At 70.9% G+C, this 20,378-nt stretch carries 15 protein-coding genes and 1 tRNA gene; 8 read left to right on the top strand and 8 right to left on the bottom strand.

All coding sequences use genetic code 11. The features are described from left to right. Positions 1 to 58: 58 nt before the first annotated feature. Entirely contained in the window at positions 59 to 715 is a 657-nt protein-coding gene (locus tag HOO61_RS05910) for a hypothetical protein (protein ID WP_172257685.1), read from the bottom strand. A 147-nt stretch (positions 716 to 862) separates the two neighbouring features. Further along, positions 863 to 1,123: a hypothetical protein gene (locus tag HOO61_RS05905; RefSeq protein ID WP_172257684.1), complete on the bottom strand. Its 261-nt coding sequence runs from the start codon at positions 1,121 to 1,123 to the stop codon at positions 863 to 865. A gap of 487 nt (positions 1,124 to 1,610) precedes the next feature. Here HOO61_RS05905 and HOO61_RS05900 point away from each other — a divergent pair, with 487 nt between their 5' ends. Further along, positions 1,611 to 2,009, top strand: a complete 399-nt coding sequence (locus HOO61_RS05900) for a VOC family protein (protein WP_172257683.1) — start codon at positions 1,611 to 1,613, stop codon at positions 2,007 to 2,009. On the opposite strand, the gene HOO61_RS05895 is transcribed toward HOO61_RS05900, so the two are convergent. The 4 genes from HOO61_RS05895 to HOO61_RS05880 all read right to left on the bottom strand — a co-directional run bounded on the left by HOO61_RS05895 (position 1,999) and on the right by HOO61_RS05880 (position 12,187). Next, entirely contained in the window at positions 1,999 to 3,528 is a 1,530-nt protein-coding gene (locus HOO61_RS05895) for a CYTH and CHAD domain-containing protein (RefSeq protein ID WP_172257682.1), read from the bottom strand. The two genes, HOO61_RS05900 and HOO61_RS05895, sit on opposite strands and share 11 nt — an antisense overlap. A gap of 28 nt (positions 3,529 to 3,556) precedes the next feature. Then, positions 3,557 to 4,225, bottom strand: coding sequence for a 3-oxoacid CoA-transferase subunit B (locus HOO61_RS05890; RefSeq protein WP_172257681.1), 669 nt, complete (start codon positions 4,223 to 4,225; stop codon positions 3,557 to 3,559). A gap of 1 nt (position 4,226) precedes the next feature. Then, positions 4,227 to 5,048 carry a CoA transferase subunit A gene (locus tag HOO61_RS05885; protein WP_172257680.1) on the bottom strand — a complete coding sequence of 274 codons (822 nt, stop codon included), beginning with the start codon at positions 5,046 to 5,048 and terminating at the stop codon, positions 4,227 to 4,229. A 179-nt stretch (positions 5,049 to 5,227) separates the two neighbouring features. Next, positions 5,228 to 12,187 (bottom strand): ThuA domain-containing protein, encoded by a 6,960-nt coding sequence (locus HOO61_RS05880; RefSeq protein ID WP_172257679.1) that lies wholly within the window; start codon positions 12,185 to 12,187, stop codon positions 5,228 to 5,230. 211 nt (positions 12,188 to 12,398) lie between these two features. Between HOO61_RS05880 and HOO61_RS05875 the strand changes: the two genes are divergently transcribed. Next, on the top strand, positions 12,399 to 13,424 hold the full coding sequence (locus HOO61_RS05875) for an ArsA-related P-loop ATPase (protein ID WP_367650041.1): 1,026 nt from the start codon (positions 12,399 to 12,401) through the stop codon (positions 13,422 to 13,424). A 23-nt stretch (positions 13,425 to 13,447) separates the two neighbouring features. Next, the gene (locus tag HOO61_RS05870) at positions 13,448 to 14,581 is read left to right on the top strand and encodes an ArsA family ATPase (RefSeq protein WP_367650040.1); all 1,134 of its coding nucleotides are present in this window, start codon (positions 13,448 to 13,450) and stop codon (positions 14,579 to 14,581) included. Between the two features lie 3 nt (positions 14,582 to 14,584). Here HOO61_RS05870 and HOO61_RS05865 read toward each other — a convergent pair whose 3' ends face one another. Further along, complete coding sequence (locus HOO61_RS05865) at positions 14,585 to 14,872, bottom strand: WhiB family transcriptional regulator (RefSeq protein WP_172257676.1); 288 nt, start codon at positions 14,870 to 14,872, stop codon at positions 14,585 to 14,587. Between the two features lie 196 nt (positions 14,873 to 15,068). Between HOO61_RS05865 and HOO61_RS05860 the strand changes: the two genes are divergently transcribed. Continuing rightward, complete coding sequence (locus HOO61_RS05860) at positions 15,069 to 17,450, top strand: transglycosylase domain-containing protein (protein ID WP_172257675.1); 2,382 nt, start codon at positions 15,069 to 15,071, stop codon at positions 17,448 to 17,450. Positions 17,451 to 17,468: 18 nt separating this feature from the next. Here HOO61_RS05860 and HOO61_RS05855 read toward each other — a convergent pair whose 3' ends face one another. Then, entirely contained in the window at positions 17,469 to 17,927 is a 459-nt protein-coding gene (locus HOO61_RS05855) for a GatB/YqeY domain-containing protein (RefSeq protein WP_172257674.1), read from the bottom strand. A 26-nt stretch (positions 17,928 to 17,953) separates the two neighbouring features. Between HOO61_RS05855 and HOO61_RS05850 the strand changes: the two genes are divergently transcribed. From HOO61_RS05850 to HOO61_RS05835, 4 genes are all read left to right on the top strand, one after another. Beyond that, positions 17,954 to 18,880, top strand: a complete 927-nt coding sequence (locus HOO61_RS05850; RefSeq protein WP_172257673.1) for a metallophosphoesterase — start codon at positions 17,954 to 17,956, stop codon at positions 18,878 to 18,880. 66 nt (positions 18,881 to 18,946) lie between these two features. Beyond that, on the top strand, positions 18,947 to 19,507 hold the full coding sequence (locus HOO61_RS05845; RefSeq protein WP_172257672.1) for a dihydrofolate reductase family protein: 561 nt from the start codon (positions 18,947 to 18,949) through the stop codon (positions 19,505 to 19,507). Positions 19,508 to 19,633: 126 nt separating this feature from the next. After that, entirely contained in the window at positions 19,634 to 20,152 is a 519-nt protein-coding gene (locus tag HOO61_RS05840) for a dihydrofolate reductase family protein (protein ID WP_253941973.1), read from the top strand. A 99-nt stretch (positions 20,153 to 20,251) separates the two neighbouring features. Next, positions 20,252 to 20,325: transfer RNA gene (locus HOO61_RS05835), tRNA-Pro, on the top strand. Positions 20,326 to 20,378 lie beyond the last annotated feature (53 nt).

Genomic DNA, 20,378 nt, shown 5'->3' with positions numbered 1-20,378 from the left:
GCCCGATCACCTACCGGGACGTCCTCAGGTATCCCGCCTGCGGACCGCGGCGTCGTGCTCAGCCGGCCGAGGCGACGCTGATCGCGGTGATCCTCTGCATGTTGACGTAGTTGGCACTCGTCCCGAAGCAGGACAGCGTGACGTCCGTCCGAGCGTCGGTGGTGAAGACGATCTGGGTCGACGTCGACTCGTACGCATAGCCGGGGCCGGCGTTCGTGACCAGCTGCTGGTCGACCTGCCCCCCAGCGGCCAGCTCACACTGCACGTGCCCGCCACCGCTGCCGTTGGTTCCGATCGTGGCCTTGGCGAAGGCGGCGTAGGTCCCGGCCGGAACCGACAGGGACGCCACCTGCTGCGGGGAGCCGGGCACCATCCAGGTGGAGTTGTTGACCGCCAGCGAGTACGCGCGCGACGGGAACGATCCGCCGGCAGGCCCGGCAGGCCCGGCGGGACCCGTGGGACCCGTGGGACCCGTGGGACCCGTCGACCCAGCGGGTCCTGCCGGACCCACGTCGCCGGACAGTGCCTCCTTGGCGGCCCCGGACATGTCCCTGACCTTGATCGTCTTGTCCTTGATGTCCTTGGTGGAGATCGTGTTGTTCTTGATCTGCTCGCCGGTCACGACGATGGCGGCGTAGGACGCGCCGCTGCATGCCACGACGAGCGCCAGCGTGGATGTGATCGCGGCGTAGCGTCCGCTGGTGAAGAGGCGCATTGCCCGCTCCTCCCTGAAGGTGGCCGCGCACGCGCGAACGGCCTCGGAGGGCTGACGCTACGGAGCGCACCGGCCCGCGAGAAGAGCGTCGGGTCCCGTCCGGGGCGGGACCTTCGGCCAGACCAGCGGCGGCTGCGTCCTGTGCGCCTAGGGGAAGTCGAGCGTGTCGCCGTCGACCAGGCCGTCGGCGCCCACCACCCAGGCCCCCTCGTCGTACCGGCTCACCAGCTGCTCGACGAAGTCGGCCGGGCTCGACCACCTGACGCGCTGCCGGTCCTCTGGCGGCGCGTCCCACCACACGACGTGGACCGTGTCGGGCTCGAGGTCCAGGGCGACGAGGCCCTTCCCGGACAGCCGCAGCACCGGGAACCACGACGAGCTCCAGAGCTGCTCGGCGGTCCAGGGCACACCCGGGTCGGCGCCGAGCTGCCGGGCGACGTCCCTGGCCTGTCGGCACTCGCCCGCGAGCAGCTCGGCGGACAGCAGCTCACAGCCCGGTGCGGCCTCGACCTCGCGCGACGGCGTACGACCCGGCTCGCCCGCACCGTCGTGCCAGCCGAACCACTCCCGCAGGGTTCGCTCGGGTCGAGGCCGAGCGGCTGCAGGACCTCCTGCAGCCGGCCCGGCGCCAGGCCCGGACGGGCGTGGGCGACGACCACGGCTCCCCGGTCCCGCAGGTGCGACTCCAGCCGCTCCAGTGCCTCACCCACCACCTGCCACCCCCGATGTCGACGTCCTGTGCGCGCAAGGACTACCGGTTCCGGCTCACCCCACGCAAGCACGACCGGTATCTGAGGACGTGGCGGTCGCCGATCACCCGAATCCACGTCCGTCACGTCCTCAGACATCCCGATTGCGGCCAGCGGATGACCTGAAGTCGCCCTAGCCTCGAGGCATGGACATGAAGCTCGAGCTGGTGATGGTGCCCGTGACGGACGTCGACCGGGCCAAGGAGTTCTACGAGAAGGTCGGCTTCGTCGTCGACCACGACCACGCGGTCAGCGACGACGTGCGGTTCGTCCAGCTCACGCCACCGGGGTCGGCGTGCTCGATCGCCATCGGCAAGGGCCTGACGCAGCTCGAGCCGGGGTCGCTCGACAACCTGCAGATGGTCGTCGCCGACGCCGACGCCGTACGCGCCGAGCTGGTGGAGCGCGGCATCGAGGTCAGCGACGTCGACGAGCTCCAGTGGGGCCGGTTCGTGTTCTTTGCCGACCCCGACGGCAACGGCTGGGCGCTCCAGCAGCTGCCCGACTGGTCGGCCGGTGCCGGGACCCAGGGGCTCAGCCCCTGAGGCGCTTGCGCCTCCCGGAAGCCTGCACGGCCGACCAGGCCTGCTCGAGGTCACGGGTCGCGGCGTCGGCGCGGGCCTGCTCGACCGCGTGCAGCCGCCCCAGGCTGAAACCGTTGAGTCCGTCGGTGTGCATGCGCGCTCCGAGCTCACGCAGGAACGCACGCGACATCACCGTGTCCTGGTGCTCGCCCAGGACCTGCTGCACACCCTTGGCGGCGGAGGCCAGCTCTTCCGCCGGCCGTCCCAGCGCCGGGACGGCCAGCTCGGCGGCGTACCGCAGCCGCTTCGCCTTCTTGCGGGCCGTGTGCAGCGCGACGTCACGCGCCTTCCCGTCCTCCGCCTGACGTGCGTCGCGGACGGCGCGCCGCAGGCGCGTGACGTCACTGCGCAGGAGTCGGGGCAGCACCTCCCGCGCGGGCGCGCCTCCGTCCCTCGTCATCGGGAGGTCGAGGACGAAGGCGTCGAGCGCGTCGAGCATCCGGAGGTAGCGAGGGTCGTCCAGCGCCTCGAGTGCCCGCGCCCGCCCGGATCGCTCGGCGGCACCCAGCGCGTCGTCGATCGAGACCGCCACCGGTCCCATCACGAGCTCCGACGGCTCCTCCGCCACGAGGCGGCGGAGCCGCTCACGCAACACCTGGGCGTCGCGGGCGGCGCTCAGCTCGCGTCCGAGCCACCGCAGGTCGTCACACAGGACGACGTACCCGCCGTCCTCGAACAGCGGCGCACAGGTCTGGAGGGCCGCCCGGAGTCGTCGCGCCGCGATGCGCATCTTGTGGACGGAGTCCGCCTCGCCCGACCGGACCCGCCCGTCCTCCCGCAGCAGCGCGCCGACGTGCTCGACCAGGTGGGCCCGTACGACGTCCGCTGCCGTGCCGTCTCGCAGCGACGCGGCGGACGGCGATCGTTCCGGGCCCGGCAGACGCCCGTCCAGCGCTCGGGCGAGCTTCGACGTCGAGGACGCCGACTGCGCTCCCGCCGCGCGGAGGCGTGCCTCCATCTGGTCCAGGAGCGACTCGTCGCCCGCGGCCAGCTCGACCTCCCACTCGCGCCACTCGACGACATCGCCGTCCTCGAGGAGCTGCTCGGCCCGGACCCTGTCGTCGCAGACCAGGGCGAGCACGGTGTGGTCGTCGTCGCGCAGGGCGTGCTCGGTGCGGTGCGTGCTGATGCGCACGACAGGAGCGAGCGTCCGCTCCCGGACGTGCGCGCGGACCCGTGCCAACAGGTCGCCGGGCACGGCCTCGTCCCCTGCACCCAGGGGGACGTGCAGCTCGGTGCGGGAGTCCCCGGAACGGGGGAGCTTGAGGTGCCACCCGTCGTCACGACCACCCGTACGTCGCCGCAGCGTGAAGCCGCCGCGCGCGAGGGCCAGGTCGGCCGTGTCGTGGTAGGTCGCCTCCAGCGCGAGCACCACGGTCGTCGTCGACGCCACCTGGCCCTCACCAGCCAGCGGCGGCAGCGCCAGGTCCGAGGTGACGTCGTAGGTGCGTTCGACCTCTGGTTCCTGCTCGACCGCCATGCCGCCATCATCCGGCACCCGGTCCGCCTCAGACCAGCGGCGGCTGCGTCTTCTCCCGTACCTCGTCCTCGGTGACGCCCGGGGCGAGCTCGACCAGCCTGAGCGCGCGGTCGCCGAGGGTCCCGGAGGGGGCGACCTCACCGGTCGCGGGGTCGATGACGTCGATCACCGCGAGGTCGGTGATGATCCGCTGCACCACGCGCTTGCCGGTGTAGGGCAGGTCGCACTCGTCGAGGATCTTCAGCGAACCGTCCTTGGCGGTGTGCTCCATCAGCACGATCACCCGCTTGGCGCCGTGGACCAGGTCCATCGCGCCGCCCATGCCCTTGACCATCTTGCCGGGGATCATCCAGTTCGCGATGTCACCGACCGCGGAGACCTGCATGGCACCCAGGATCGCGGCGTCGATCTTGCCGCCGCGGATCATCCCGAACGACTGCGCGGAGTCGAAGAACGACGCGCCCTTGCGCAGCGTCACCGTCTCCTTGCCCGCGTTGATCAGGTCGGGGTCCTCCTCGCCCTCGAAGGGGTACGCACCCACGCCGAGGATGCCGTTCTCCGACTGCAGCACCAGCTCCACGTCGTCGGCGACGTAGTTGGGCACCAGGGTCGGCAACCCGATCCCGAGGTTGACGTAGGAGCCGTCCTTGAGCTCCGAGGCCGCCCGCGCGGCCATCTCCTCACGCGTCCAGCTCATCTCAGCCTCCCAGTCCGTGCGTGGCCGAGTCCTCCGCGGGAGCGGGGTCGGTCGGTCGCGGCCGCGTCGTGACGCGCTCGATCCTCTTGTCCGCCGCCTGCTCCGGGGTCAGCGCGACCACGCGCTGCACGTAGACGCCGGGGGTGTGGATGTCGTTGGGATCGAGCTCGCCCGGCTCGACGAGCTCCTCGACCTCCGCGATCGTCACCCGCCCGCACATCGCGGCCAGCGGGTTGAAGTTGCGCGCCGACTGCCGGTAGATCAGGTTGCCGTGGCGGTCGCCCTTCCAGGCCCGCACCAGCCCGAAGTCGGCGACGATGGCCTCCTCGAGGACGTACTCCTTGTCCCCCTCAGCGGTGGAGAACACCTTGGTCTCCTTCGGCGGCGACGAGACGATGACGTTGCCGGAGTCGTCGTACTTCCACGGCAGACCGCCCTCGGCGACCTGCGTGCCGACGCCGGTCGCGGTGTAGAAGCCCGGGATGCCCGAGCCGCCGGCGCGCATCCGCTCGGCCAGCGTGCCCTGCGGGGTCAGCTCGACCTCGAGCTCGCCGTGCAGGTACTGCCGGGCGAACTCCTTGTTCTCCCCCACGTAGGAGGAGATCATCCGACGGATCCGCTTGGCGAAGAGCAGGCGGCCCAGGCCCCACTCGTCGACACCGCAGTTGTTCGACACCGCCTCGAGGTCCGTCGTGCCCGCCTCGAGGATCGCGTCGATCAGCACCGACGGGATGCCCGAGAGGCCGAAGCCACCGACCGCGAGGGTCGCACCGTCCGGGATGTCAGCGACCGCCTCGGCCGCGGAAGAGACCACTTTGTCCATGCCGCAGACCCTAGCGGGGGTGTGACCGGCGCCACCGTGTGGGCGGGCACCACAGTGTGCGGCCACAGGTGTGGGGTGGAGCCCCTGTGGAGGCACGCACGGCCGGACATGGAAGAGCCGGACCCGGGGAAGAGGCACCCTCCCCGGGCCCGGCCAGTCTCGGTGCCGGACCTGCTCGCTCAGCGCTTCGCCAGGCGCTCCTTCACCTGTGCGAGCAGGGCGGCGCGGAGCTCCCCGTCGAGCTTGCGACGGACCAGCTTGCGCAGCTGCTTCAGCTCCTTCTTCGCTGCCCGCCGGTCGCCGGAGCGCTCGGCCTTGCGAGCGTCCTTGTCGGCCTGCAGCAGCTTGGTGGCGAGCCTGGGCCCGACCTCACCGTCGGCAGCCAGCGTCTTCACGACCCTGGTGACCGACTTCCCGGTCGCCCGGACGGTGAAGACCACGGTCTGCGAGCTGGCGTTGCCGGCCACGTCCGTGGCGGTGACCGTCAGGACGTGACGACCCGTGGACAGCGTCCACATCTGCCACTCGCCCGGCTCGACGCTCTCGCCGTCGAGCATCGCCCGCACGCTCCGGACGCCCGAGGTCGAGTCCGTGCCCGTCCAGCTCACCGAGGCCGTCTTGTGGCTCGGGTAGCTGCGCTCCCGGATGCCTCCGACGAGCGCCTCGGGCTGCACGGTGTCGACCGCGAGCTCCTCGGACTGCGCCGTCTCGACGTTGCCGGCCTTGTCGACCGACCGCACCTCGAGGACCTGGCGGCCCTGCTCGGTGATCGTGAACGGAGCGGTGTACGCCGTCCACGCGCCGCTGCCGATGCGGTACTCGGTGCGTGCCACCCCGGACCCGTCGTCCGTCGCGGTGAGCGTCACCTTCGGGGCCGTGGTGAACCAGCCCGCGCGGCCGTCCGGCGCGGTCGGGTCGGTCCGCACGGTGGTCACCGGGGCTGTGGTGTCGGCGGACGGTCCGTCGACGGTGATCGTGAGGGACTGCTCGTCCTCCACGTTGCCCGCGACGTCGGTGGAGCGGAACCCGACCGTGTGCTCACCGGCTCCGGTCACGACGACCGGGTCGGCGTACGCCTTCCAGTCACCACCGTCGACGCGGTACTCCGTCGCGGCCACGCCGGAGGTGGCGTCGCTTGCCGTGAGCACGACCCGTACGCCGTCGCCGGCCTCCTCCTGGGTCGCCCCGGTCGCGGGGGTCACGGTGTCGACCGTGACCTCCGAGGACTGGTCGTCCTCGACGTTGCCGGCCTCGTCGGTCGAGCGGTAGGCCACGACGTGTGTGCCGTCGCCGTCGACCTGCACCTCACCGTCGTACGTCGTCCACGCACCGTTGCCGATCTTGTACTCCGTCGACGCGACACCCGAGCCGTCGTCCTCCGCCTCGAGCGTGAAGCTCGGAGCGCTGACGTACCAGCCCTCCTCACCGTCCGCCTCGGCCGGGTCCCAGGTGATGCTCGTGGTCGGGGCGTCCTCGTCGGCGGCCTCGACGACGACCTCGACGGACTTCACCGTCTCCTCGTTGCCGGCCCCGTCGGTCGAGCGGTACTCGACCGTGTGGGTGCCGGGCTCGCTGATGGTGAACGGAGCCGTGTAGTCGGTCCACTCCCCCTCGTCGATGCGGTACTCGGTGGAGGCGACGCCGGAGCCGTCGGTCTCGTCGGTCGCGGTCAGCGTGACCCGCACACCGTCCTCGACCACGGCCTGGGCGGCGGTGGTGACCGGTGCGGTCGTGTCGGCCGGCGGCTCCTCCTCGGTGTCGAGGTGGAAGTAGTCGAACTCGACCGTGGCCGGCTCGTCCTGCTCGGGACCGATCGCCATGATGCCCAGCGAGTTGAGTGGTCCGTCGTAGGTGATGCCGTCACCGATGGGCGTCCACGACGCGCCGGCGGTCGACTTCACCGCGGCGGTGTACTTCGTGCCGACCTTCGTCACCTGCACCCACCAGTAGCCACTCTCGGTGGTGTCGGCGATGTCGATCTGGTCGCCACCTCCGACGCCGCTGCCGCCCTTCTCCGCCGCGAGCTCTGCCCGCAGGTCGAGCGCGGCGCCCGGCGCGTTGTAGGCCACGACGTCCGCCTTCGCGTAGTTGTCGTCGTCGCCGTACATCAGCAGACCGGCCAGCTGCCAGCGGTGCTTGAGCGGGGCCTTGAGCTTGGTCTCGGCCACCCAGTCGCCCTCGGGCGCGTCCTGGAGGACGAAGTTGCTCGGCTGGACCGGGTTGTTGCCGTTGATGTCGCCCGGCTCCGTCTCGATCTTCAGGTGCCCGCCGGACACCGCCGCGGTGGTGGAGTCGTAGCGCACTGACTCCGCCCAGCGGCAGCCGTCGAGCGCGTGGCCGTCGAACTCGTCGTCGGCCTCGACCGCCTCAGCCGTCCGGTCCGGGGTCACCCGGAACCAGTCGACCTGCGCCACCCGCGGCGTCGTACCGAGGTCACCGGCCGCCATCAGGCCGATCCGCGCACCCGAACCGGTCTTGAGGTCGAGCGTGCCGTTGAGCGAGGTCCAGGCCTCGCCGTCGGCCGAGTAGGCGCCGCTCAGCTTGCCTGCGACGTTGGTGAGCCGCAGGTGGATCGTGCTCGGGAAGTCCGCTGCCACGACCGGGGCGGCAGGCGTGGTGCGCGAGCCGTTGGTCTCGGACTGGAACTCCACCAGGCGCGTCCCGTTCTGGTGACGGACGAAGGCCAGCTTGTTGTACTCGTCGTCCGACTGGTGCACGACCAGGCCGGCCCACTGCCAGTGCGAGCTGTGGTCGAGCGTGATCTTCGTGGTCGCGGTCCAGTCGCCGGCAGGCACCGGCTGGCCGGCGAAGCTCACCGGGCCGGGGCTCGCCTCGTTGATGTCACCGGACGTGACGGGCAGGCGCAGGGTGCCGCCGGCCTGGGTGATCGGCGCGCCCGGCGCGTTGCGCATCGCCCACTTGGGCAGCAGCGCCGGCGAGTCGAACTCGTCCGAGACGGGACCCGTCACGCAGGTGAGGGGCTCGCTCGGGGTCTCCGGCTCCGGCTCCTCCTCCTGCGGGTCGGTGTCGATCGCGAACTGCGAGAAGTCGGCGGTCCGGACCGCGGACTCGTGGGCCATGATGAACATGCCGACGTCCTGCGTGTCGGCGATGCCCGTGAGGGTCACCGTGGTCCCGACCTGGGTCCACGAGTCGCCGTCGTTGGACCAGTACGCCGACACCTCGGCGCCGCGGCGGCTCAGCTTGAGCCACTTCGGCACGGTGCTCGCACCGCCTGCGGTCGAGGCGTTGAGCTGGCCGTTGCCGTCGGGGTCGGACAGGAACTCCATCCCGGCGGCCCGGCGCCACGCGAGCATGGCGTAGCCGGGCGACGTGCCGGGCTGCGTCATGTCGTTGCGGATGATGAGGCCGGCCTTGCCGGAGTTGTGGTTGAGCGTGCTGGCGTCGACCCGCACGATCGCGTCGTAGGAGTCGTCACCGCCGCCGGGCTTGAACAGGGTCGTGTACTGGTCGGTGCCCTGCCAGGCGTTGGCGCCGGCGCCGGAGATCCGGAACGCACCGGCCCCGAGTCGCTCGAACTCGCCGTCGACGTTGCTGAAGGGGACGAGGTCGCCGAAGAGCTCGCCGACCTGCACCTGCACCAGGCGGGAGGTGGTCACGTTGCCGTCGTCGTCGGTCGCCTTCGCGGTCAGCTCGACGAGGCCCTCCTCGGCGGGAGCGGTCCACGTCGCGGTGTACGGCGCGGTGTCGTCCTCGCTGATCTTGGTGTCCCCGGCGAAGAACTCCACCTTCGCGATCGAGCCGTCGGCGTCGGTCGCGTCGGCTGCCACGGCCACCTCCGCACCCGGGTCGAGCTTGTCGCCGTCGACCGGCTCGGTGATCGCGACCACCGGCTTGGCGGTCGGGGAGATGCCCTGCCCGATCGCCTCGGTGAAGTTGAGCTTGATGTCGCTGGACCCGGTGAACACCAGGTACAGCTCCATCGACTCGCTGCCGACCTCGCTCACGTCGACCGCGACGTCGCGGAACTGCTGCCCGGTCGCCGGGACCTCGGCCGTGCCGATGACCTCACCGGTCGGGCTGCCGTCGCGCAGCTCGATGGTGCCACCGGCCGCAGCGGCCTGTACGCGCAGGTTGAAGGTGTCGATCTGGTGGAAGCTCACTGGCTCGAAGTTCACCCAGGCGCCGTCCTTGCCGACCACGACCTGGCCGCCGCCCGCGGCGTCGCGGCCGGGGGCGAGGGTGGCGGTGTCCGACTTGGCGTCGAACCACTCCGCCTGCCGCAGCTTCGGGAAGATCACCGACGTGTCGGAGCCCATGAGCGGGTTGTCACCGTCCGCGCCACCGGTGTCGGTGTAGCGGGCGTCGACGGCGTAGAAGATGTTCTCGTCGGCCGCGTGGCCACCGATGGTCGTGACGGTGCTCCCGGTGAGGCCGCGGGTGGCGGTCAGCGGGTGGGCGTGGTCGTCGTGGCCCAGCGCCGGCTGAACCTCGACGGCCTGCGGGTCGACGTCGTCGCCCTCCTCGGGGTCGGTGACCTGCACCTCCCAGCTGATCTCGTCGCCGAAGTCGAAGAACGCGCCGTCGGGCGGGGTCTCCAGCTCCACCACCGGCCGGGTGTTGCCGACCGTGATCGGCACCGTCGTCGTGCCGGTCTTGTCGGCCGGGTCGGTGACGGTCAGGCGGGCGTTGAACACGCCCGCCTCCGGGTAGGTGTGGGTCGCGGTCTCACCGGTGGCGTCGGTCGTGCCGTCGCCGTCAAAGTCCCAGGCGTAGGTCAGCGCCTCTTCCTCCGGGTCGGTGGAGCGGGAGCCGTCGAAGGAGACCTCCAGCGGAGCCTGGCCCGAGTCGGGGGTCGCGTCGATGCGTGCGACCGGCGAGCGGGAGCCGCTGATGTAGTCGATGCGGTAGAGGCCGGACGTGGGGTTGTCACGTCCGTAGCCGCCGCCCCAGTCCAGGACGTACATCGAGCCATCGGGACCGAACTTGGAGTCGATCGGCGCCAGGAACGGCACGTCGGGGAGGAACGGGTTGACCTTCTCCACCTGGGTGCCCTGCTCGGCGGCGGGGTCCTTGAGCTGGATGTTGTACATCTTGTTGCGCGCCCAGTCGTAGAAGAAGGGCTTGCCGTCGTAGGACGCGGGGAACTTGGTGTCGGACTCCAGCTCCTCGTCGTAGCGGTAGATCGGGCCGCCCATCGGGGCCAGGCCGCCGCCCTGCGGGATCGCGCCGACCGAGGACCGGCGGTAGCCGTAGTACATGTCCGCGGCGCGGGCCGGGGGCAGGTTGGTCAGGCCGGTGTTGCGCACCGAGTCGTTGACCGGGTTGGCGCAGTCGAAGTAGTCACCCACGACGGGCGGGTTGAGCGGCGTCGTGCTGCCGTAGTCGACGTCGCGGAACGGCTCGCCGTTGGGGTTCGTGCCCTGGTGGTTGCCGCCCATGCAGAGCGGCCAGCCGTAGTTGCCGGGGCTCTTGATGAGGTTCCACTCCGCGATGCCGGCCGGGCCGCGGGTCGCGGGGGCGTCGGTGCCGTTGTCGGGCGAGTAGTCGGCCATGCTGAGCCAGCCGGTCTCGCTGTCGATGGAGAAGCGGAACGGGTTGCGGAAGCCCATCGCGTAGATCTCGGGAAGGGTCTTGTCGCGGTCGACGTCCTCGGCCTCCGGGAACAGGTTGCCCTCGGGGATCGTGTAGGTCGACCCGGCACCCGGCTCCTCGCCCGGCTCGTCGACCGGCGTGATGCGGAGGATCTTGCCGCGCAGGTCGTTGGTGTTGGCCGAGGTCTCGCGGGCGTCGTGGAAGGTGCCGGCGCGCTCGGACAGGGGGGCGTAGCCGCCGGACGGCTCGGAGTGCGGGTTCACGTCGTCACCCACGCCGATGAAGAGGTTGCCGTCGTCGTCGATGTCGAGGCCGCCTCCGGTGTGGCCGGGCTCGTCGGGCAGGCGACGGGCGGGGATCTCGATGATCACCTTCTCCGAGGCGGGGTCGACGGACCCGTTCTCGAAGGTGAAGCGCGAGACGGTGGAGACGAAGTTGTCGGGGTCGGAGTTGTCGGGCGACTCGGCGGAGCGGTAGAGGAAGACGTGCCCGTTGGTCGTGAAGTCCGGGTCGAGGGCCACGCCGAGCAGACCGTCCTCACCGCCGGAGTAGACCGGCAGGCTGAGGACCGTAGTCACGGCCTGCGACTCCGGGTCGTACATCCGCAGCTGGCCGCGGACGAGCTCGGTGTAGAAGACCTTGCCGTCGTCGGCGACGTCGATCGCGAAGGGGGCCGAGGTGTTCTGGTCGAGCGGGATGCGTTCGTAGTTGCTCCACACCGTGCCGCCGCAGTCGCCCTCCTCGAGGCCGGCGACGTACTTCACGCCGCCCACGAGCTCGGCCATGAAGTCGGGCTCGTCGTAGTGGGAGGGGAAGTGGCCCAGCGCGGTGCCCCAGAAGCGGCCGCCCTCGTAGGGCTTGCACCAGGTGATCGGGTGGTCGTAGCCCATGGTGCCGCCGGAGTAGGTGGACTCGTCCATGGACTGGAGCACGTGGGCGGTGCCGCGCACGTTGTTGCTGAAGTTGTACCACTCGTCGTTGCGCGTCCAGCGGGTCACGTCCTCGGTGCCCTCGAAGTGCTCGGTGGACGGGTGGGTGGTGTCCTCGTTGCGCACCACGCCGGACGGGCCGGGGTCGGTGCCGGTGGGCGCGTGGCCGGGCATCAGCGAGCCCACCATGTTGTCCCACCAGGGGTAGTTGCCGCGCATGTCGAGCGCGTTGTGCACCGCCGCGATGCCGTTGCCCGCCGCCTGCCAGCGCTCCAGTGCCGCCTTCTCGGAGGCGTTCCAGGGGTCGCCGTTGGCCTGGAAGACGAGGATCGCGTCGAAGGGCGCGAGGCCCTCGTCGGTGAACACCGCCTCCGAGCCCCCCGCCGTCTCCTTGTGCACGACCTCCACCGTCATGCCCTCGGCCTCGAGCGCGGCCTGCACCTTCGGCGTCGCCTGCGCGATGGCGGCGTCATGCCAGTCGCCGGCGGCGTCCTCGGTGAAGATCAGCACGTGCCCGTGCCCCTCGTGGGCCTGGGCGGGCGCGGCCGCGACGACGCCGAGCAGGACACTGCCGACGAGCGCGAGGGCGGCGGTCAACGCGGTGCCGACGGACGATCGCCGGACGATCGGTCGCGACGAGGTGGTGAGGAACATCCCGGAGCCTCCAGAAGGCGAACAACGTGTGAACAGGGCGTGGGCAGCAGGCAGCCGCGCTTGTGACGTGGGTCACGGACCATCTCGGGCCGACGCTCGCAGACTTTTGTTTGGTCGTCAAGCAAAAGATGGCTTACATGAACATAAAGACGCATAGAGATGCATGAAAGGCCGTGCCGGGGGGTCTGACCGGGCTGGCTATCCTCGGCTCGTGACCGCCAGCGCCGACCGACCCGTCGACTGGCCGAAGGTGCGTCTCCACGTCATCACCGGCAAGGGCGGGACCGGGAAGTCCACTGTCGCGGCTGCGCTCGCCCTCGCGCTGGCGACCTCGGGACGCAACGTGCTCCTCTGCGAGGTCGAGGGCCGCCAGGGGATCGCGCGGATGTTCGACATCGATCCGCTGCCCTACGAGGAGCGCCGCATCGCCAAGGGCGCTCCCGACGAGGACGGCCGCGCCGGTCAGGTCCATGCGCTCCACATCGATCCCGAGTCGGCGCTGCTCGAGTACCTCGCGATGTACTACAAGCTCGGTCGCGCAGGGAAGGCGCTCGACCGCTTCGGGGTCATCGACTTCGCCACCACCATCGCTCCCGGCGTGCGCGACGTGCTCCTGACCGGCAAGGTCTACGAGGCCGTGCAGCGGCCCCGCGGCGGACGGCACAGGGACCAGATCATGTACGACGCCGTGGTGCTCGACGCGCCGCCCACGGGTCGCATCTGCCAGTTCCTCGGCGTCAACTCCGAGCTGGCCGGGCTCGCCAAGGTGGGACCCGTCAAGGCCCAGGCCGACAAGGTGATGGAGCTGCTGCGCTCACCGCGCACGGCCGTGCACCTGGTCACGATCCTCGAGGAGATGCCCGTGCAGGAGACCTCTGACGGCATCGCCGAGCTCCGCGCGGCCGGCCTGCCCGTCGGCGGTGTCGTGGTCAACCTGGTGCGCCCGCAGGCCCTCAGCCCGAGCGCCCTCGCGCAGGTGCGCGGCGACACCGTCGACCCGACCGCGGTCACCTCCGACCTGACCCGCGCCCGGATCGACGTCGACGCCGCGCTCGTGGAGTCCCTCGTCGCCGAGGCGCGCGACCACGCCGTACGCCGGCACCTCGAGGACGAACAGCGCGAGCTCGTCGCGGCCGAGGGCGTGCCGACCTACGAGCTCCCGCGCCTCGCTGGCGGGATCGACCAGGGCGCGCTCGTCGAGCTCGCCCAGCTGCTCCGCCGCCAGGGGATGGCATGAAACCCACCCCAGCGCCTGGAGATGTGCCCGCGCCAGCACTCGACGTCGACGCGCTGCTCGACGACCGGACCACCGAGATCATCGTGTGCTGCGGCGCCGGAGGCGTCGGCAAGACGACGACGTCGGCGGCCCTCGCGCTGCGTGCCGCCGAGCGGGGTCGCAAGGTGGTCGTGCTGACGATCGACCCGGCCCGCCGCCTCGCGCAGGCGATGGGCATCGAGCAGCTCGACAACACGCCGCGCCCGGTGCCGTCGGTGGACGCCCAGGCGGGCGGGTCGCTCGACGCGATGATGCTCGACATGAAGCGCACCTTCGACGAGGTGGTCGAGTCGCAGGCCAGCCCGGAGAAGGCGAAGCAGATCCTGGAGAACCCGTTCTACATCGCTCTGTCGAGCTCGTTCGCCGGCACCCAGGAGTACATGGCGATGGAGAAGCTGGGTCAGCTGCACCGGCAGGCGCTGGCCGACGGCAGCCACGACCTGATCGTGGTCGACACCCCGCCCTCGCGCTCCGCGCTCGACTTCCTCGACGCCCCGGAGCGGCTGTCGAGCTTCCTCGACGGGCGCTTCATCCGACTCCTGCTGGCCCCGGCGCGCGGGCCGGCCCGGCTGATGACGGCCGGCTTCTCGGTGGTCACCAACGCCCTGACCAAGGTGCTGGGGGCGCAGGTGCTGCGCGACATGCAGACCTTCATCGCGGCCTTCGACACCCTCTTCGGCGGCTTCCGGCAGCGGGCGGACACGACCTTCGCGCTGCTCCAGGCCGACGGCACGGCCTTCCTCGTGATCGCCGCGCCGGAGCCCGACGCGCTGCGCGAGGCGGCGTACTTCGTCGACCGGCTCACCGACGACGACATGCCGCTGGCCGGCCTGGTCGTCAACCGGGCCAGCCCCTCGGCTCGAACCGAGCTGTCGGCCGAGGCGGCGATCACGGCCGCCGACCGGCTGCAGTCGGGCGACTCCTCGTCACTGACCGCGGGGCTGCTGCGGCTGCACGCCGACCGGGTCCGCATCATCGAGCGCGAGAAGCACCTGCGCGACCGCTTCGCGGCGGCCCACCCTAGGGTCCCGACGGCGGTCGTGCCGGCGATGGCGAGCGACGTCCACGACCTCGACGGCCTGCGCGCGATCGGCGAGAGCCTGGCGCAGCAGCGCTGAAGGTCAGACGGAGACGGAGGGCGTCTCGACCTTGGTGCGGGCCGTCTCGAGGATGGTGCGCCACGACGAGCCGGGCCGGCGGCGGAGCAGCGCACGGCGCTCACGCTCGGTCATGCCGCCCCAGACGCCCCACTCGATCTGGTTGTCGAGTGCCTCGGCCAGGCACTCGGTCCTCACGGGGCACCCCGCGCAGACCTGCTTGGCCTTGTTCTGCTCCGCGCCACGCACGAACAGCGCGTCCGGAGTGTCGCCCTTGCATGCGGCGCGTGCTGCCCAGTCCTCGACCCACATAAGTCAAACCCCACGGTGATTGTCGAGCCGGTCGGCCGCCCCCATAGCGGCCATCCCTGACTCAGAATGAAAAGTAAACGAATCACCCCCGGTCCAGACAGGGACCGTGTGGCTCAATTCGTATAGCCCGATGTGACTATCCGGCTGCGCGGTTGGAATTCCGGGTGGTAGGCGTCCGCCCCGTACTCTGGTGCGCATGTCCTCACGCTCGTCCTCCACCTCTGGGCGCCCCCAGGGCCGTCCTGACGCCGGTCGTGTCGCGTCCCACCTCGCGGTCATGGCGGCCGTCGCGGTCGTCATGGGTGTCCTCGTCGCCTGCCTCGCCATCCCGTTCGCGGGCCTGGTCGGCGTCGCGGCCAAGGACGTCAGCAAGGGCATGGTCAACCTCCCCGAGTCCCTCGAGGCCAAGGACCTGTCGCAGAAGACCCGGATCTACGACGTCAACGGCAACCTCATCGCCTCCCTCTACGACCAGAACCGCATCAACGTGCCGCTCGGCTCGATCTCGCGGCCGATGGTGAAGGCAATCGTCGCGATCGAGGACTACCGCTTCTACGACCACGGCGCCCTCGACCTCAAGGGCACGCTCCGCGCCTTCATCACCAACCAGGCCAACGGCGGGTCAGTGCAGGGTGGCTCGTCGATCACCCAGCAGATGGTCAAGCAGACGCTGCTCTACCAGGCGGAGACCGACGAGGAGCGCAAGGCCGCGACCGAGGAGACCTACGCACGCAAGATCCGCGAGCTGCGCTACGCGATCGCGTTCGAGAAGAACCACACCAAGGACTGGATCCTCGAGCGCTACCTCAACATCGCCTACTTCGGCGACGGCGCCTTCGGCGTCCAGTCGGCCGCGGTCCACTTCTTCTCCAAGAACGCCAAGGACCTCAACCTCCTCGAGGCGGCCACGCTCGCGGGCCTGGTGAAGAACCCGGTGGGCTACGACCCGGTCGACAACCCCGAGCGGGCCCAGAGCCGCCGCAACGTCGTCCTGGACCGCATGGCACAGCTCGGCATCCTGACCGAGAAGAAGGCCGAGCGGCTCAAGGCCACGCCGATCGAGGAGACGCTGAAGATCAAGACGTCGCCCAACGGCTGCCAGCAGTCGCGCGCGCCGTTCTTCTGCGACTACGTCGTCAACTGGCTGCTCAAGGACCCGGTGCTCGGCGACACGCCCAAGGAGCGTCGCCGCACCCTCAACAACGGCGGCCTGACGATCAACACCACGATCGACCTCGACATGCAGAAGGGCGCCGACGACGCGGTCTCCAGCCACGTGTTCCAGACCGACCAGGCCATCGGCGGGCTCGCGATGGTCGAGCCCGGCACCGGCGACGTACGAGCGATCTCGCAGTCCCGGCCGATGGGCAAGGACAAGCAGGGCGGCGAGACCTACCTCAACTACGTCGTGCCCAAGAAGTACGGCGACGCCAACGGCTTCCAGGCCGGCTCGACCTTCAAGGTGTTCGTCCTCGCCGAGGCGATCAACCAGGGCATCCCGCTGAGCACGACGATCAACTCGCCGCAGGAGATGACCATCCCGGACGAGGCGTTCGAGAACTGCGACGGTCCTTACCGCGGCGACGGAGAGGGGTGGAACGTGTCCAACTCCACCGGCTCCGGCACGTTCGACCTCTACTCCGGCACCCAGCAGTCGGTGAACACGTTCTTCGCCCAGCTCGAGACCCAGACCGGCATGTGCAAGCCGCTCGAGCTGGCCAAGGAGATGGGCGTCAAGGTGCCGCTGGCGCAGAAGGTGCCGTCGTGGATCCTCGGCGTCTCCGACAGCAACCCGCTGGAGATCGCCCAAGCCTACGCCACCTTCGCGGCCCGCGGCCTGCACTGCGAGCCGCGCCCCGTCACGCAGGTGCTCGACTCCTCCGGGCAGGTGCTCAAGGACTTCGCCCCCGACTGCGAGCAGGTGATGCCGGGTGCGACCGCCGACGCGGTCAATGACATCCTGCGCGGCGTCATGGAGCCCGGCGGCTTCGGCTCGTCGCTCGCCATCGACAAGCCCTCGGCCGGCAAGACCGGCACCAACCAGAACAACATGTCGGTGTGGTTCGCCGGCTACACCCCGACGCTCTCGACGGCCGCGATGGTCGCCGGCGCCAACCAGTTCGGCGAGTGGGTCAGCCTCAACGGCCAGGTCGTCGGCGGCAGCACGATCTACGAGGCCTTCGGCTCGACCGTCGCCGGCCCCATCTGGGGCGAAGCCATGGCGGCCGCCTCGCCCAAGCTCCCCTACGAGGACTTCCAGACTCCCCCCGGCGACGAGATCGCCGGCGTCCTCAGCACGGTGCCCGACGTCGCGGGCCAGAGCGTCGAGGCGGCCACAGCCGCCCTCGAAGGCGCCGGGTTCACCGTCGCCGACGGCGGGCAGGTCAACTCCGAGACCGGTGCCGGCCTCGTCGCCTACAGCTCGCCCGAGGGCGGCGCCCAGCTGAGCAGCGGCGACACCGTCACGCTCTACACCTCGACGGGCTACGTGCCTCCCCCGCCGTCCACCGACAGCAACGGCAACGGCAACGGCAACGGCGGTGGTCGGGGCCGCGGCAACGGCGGCGGGCGGGGCTGACCGGGCCCTCGGTGCCCGTCAGCCGAGCTGCTTGCGCACCTCGGCCGCCACGGCGCCGCCGTCGGCACGGCCCTTGACCTGGGGCGTCACGACGCCCATCACCTTGCCCATCGCGCGCATGCCCTCGCCGGCAGCGCCCGTCTGCTCGATCGCGGCACGGACGAGCTCGCCGATCTCCGCCTCGCCCAGCTGGGCGGGAAGGTACTCGGCGATGACCTCGCCCTCGGCCGCCTCCTTGGCCGCCATCTCCGTGCGACCGCCCTCCTCGAACGCCACGGCCGCCTCGCGGCGGCGCTTGGCCTCGGTCGAGAGCACGCCGATGATGTCGTCGTCGGAGAGCTCGCGCGCCTCCTTGCCGGCGACCTCGGCGTTGGTGATCGCGGTCAGCACCATCCGGATGGTCGAGGAGCGCAGCTCGTCACGCGCCTTCATGGCGGTGGTCAGGTCGGCGCGGAGACGGTCCTTCAGAGCACTCATGAGGACCATTGTGGCAGCCTTGGCGAATGCCTCTCCTCCCCGTCGTACGCCGCACGCTCGGGCTCGGGACGCTCGCGGGCGTGGGCCTGGCGTCGTACGCCGCATGGGAGGCCCGGCAGTACACGCTGCGGCACGTCACCATGCCCGTGCTCCCTGCCGACCACGCACCGCTGAAGGTGCTCCACCTCAGTGACATCCACATGGCGCCCGACCAGCGGGCCAAGCAGGAGTGGCTGCGCGGGCTCTCCGCCCTCGAGCCCGACCTGGTCATCGACACCGGCGACAACCTCGCCCACATGCGCGCCGTGCCGGTCGTCGCCGACGCCCTCGGCGGACTGCTCGACGTCCCGGGCGCCTACGTCCTCGGGTCCAACGACTACTACGCACCGGGCATGCGCAACCCGCTGCTCTACCTGCTCCCCGACACGGGCAAGCGCAACACCTCGACCCCCCAGCTCCCGTGGCCCGACCTCAAGAAGCGCTTCGACGCCGCCGGCTGGCTCGACCTCACCAACGGCTTCGGGTCGCTGACCGTGCGCGACACCACGATCGCGTTCGCGGGCGTCGACGACCCCCACCTCGCCTACGACGACCTCGAGCGGGTCGCCGGGCCGGCCGACCCCGCGGCCGACCTGCGCCTGGCCGTGGCCCACGCGCCGTACCTCCGCGTGCTCGACCAGTTCGCGGCCGACGGCTACGACGCCGTCATCGCCGGCCACACCCACGGCGGCCAGGTGTGCCTGCCGGGCGGCCGGGCGCTCACGACCAACTGCGACCTCGAGCCCGCCCGCGCCCGCGGCCTGCACCGCCACCCCGCCGACTCCGCTCCCGGGGACGAGGGCTCGTCGTGGCTCCACGTGTCGGCCGGGCTCGGCACCAACCCCTACGTCCGCTTCCGGGTGGCCTGCCGCCCCGAGGCGACCCTGCTGACGCTCGAACCCAGCCCGCGCTGAGGCCGCCGGTCCGCCCTTCCGCCGCCACCGAAGTTGTGGTGGTCTGTGGGGCACGGAGGGGGCATCGTGCAGGAGCTCATGATCGACGTCATCGTGTCGCTCGACGGGTGGACCGCTGCCGACGGCTGGCCGGGGTTGTGGGGCATGGGCGGCCCGGAGTACTTCGCCTGGCTGGGTGAGCAGCCGGAGCACACCGTCCTGATGGGCGCCACCACCTACCGCCTGATGTCCGGGATGGCCGACGAGGAGCCCGAGGCGATCGCGGCGCTGGGCGAGATGTCGAAGGTCGTCTTCTCCGCCAGCCTCACCGCCCCGCTCGACTGGGCGAACAGCGAGCTGGTGGCGACGGATGCGGCTGAGGCCGTCCGGGCCTTGAAGGAGCACGGACCCCTGCCCCTCCGGACGCTGGGCAGCCTGAGCCTCGGCCGGTCGTTGCTCGTGGCGGGCCTGGTCGACCGGCTGCGCCTGGTCGTCTTCCCGGTGATCAACGGCGCGACGGGTCGGGACCGGATGTTCGACGGCTACCCCGACGTGCGGCTCGAGCTGGTCGAGAGCCGCACCTTCGACGGTCGGCTGCAGCTGCTCGACTACGTGCCCACCGTGATCGACCACCCACCTCTCGACTGAAGGAGCCCCCCGTGCCACTCGTCCGGGTCCACAACTTCTCGATCTCCCTCGACGGCTTCGGCTCCGGCGAGCCGCAGTCCCTCAGCGCCCTTCGGCCACGCCGGGCAGAAGCTCCACCAGTGGATGATGGCCACGGACCACTGGAGGACCGGCGGCGGTGTCGGCGTCGACAACGCGTTCGCCGCACGCCACGACGCCGGGTTCGGCGCCGAGATCATGGGCGCCAACAAGTTCGGTCCACCCGGGTGGCAGGACGACCCCGACTGGCGGGGCTGGTGGGGCGAGGAGCCGCCCTTCCACACGCCGACGTACGTCCTGACGCACCGCCCGCGGCCTCCGCTCGAGATGGCGGGCGGGACGACCTTCCACTTCCTCGACGCCTCCCCCACCGAGGCTCTCGCGGTCGCGCGGGAGGCGGCGGGTGACCTCGACGTGCGCCTGGGCGGCGGCGCGACGGTGGTCCGCGACTTCGTCGCCGCAGGCCTGGTCGACCACCTGCACCTCGTCGTGGTGCCCATCGTGCTCGGGCGGGGCACCCGTCTCTGGGACGGCCTCGAGGCGCTCGAGGACAGCTTCGACGTCGAGTCGGTGTCCTCGCCCAGCGGCGTCACCCACCTCACCCTCACCCGCAGGCACGCCTCCTGAGCCGCCCCCGACCCTCCGGCCCGGGGCGATTTCCAGAGCCCCTGACCGCTCCGGTATGCTCGCCGACGTTGCCCTGACGAGTTCTCTCGGTCAGGGCGGCGGGCTGTGGCGCAGCTTGGTAGCGCGCCTCGTTCGGGACGAGGAGGCCGCAGGTTCAAATCCTGTCAGCCCGACCGTGAGATGTCTCAGGACATCAGCGACAACGGACCTACGGAAACGTGGGTCC

It is taken from the genome of Nocardioides sp. zg-1230 (genome assembly GCF_013155335.1).
Lineage (GTDB): Bacteria > Actinomycetota > Actinomycetes > Propionibacteriales > Nocardioidaceae > Nocardioides.
This window is presented reverse-complemented; position numbering and strand designations above follow the sequence as displayed.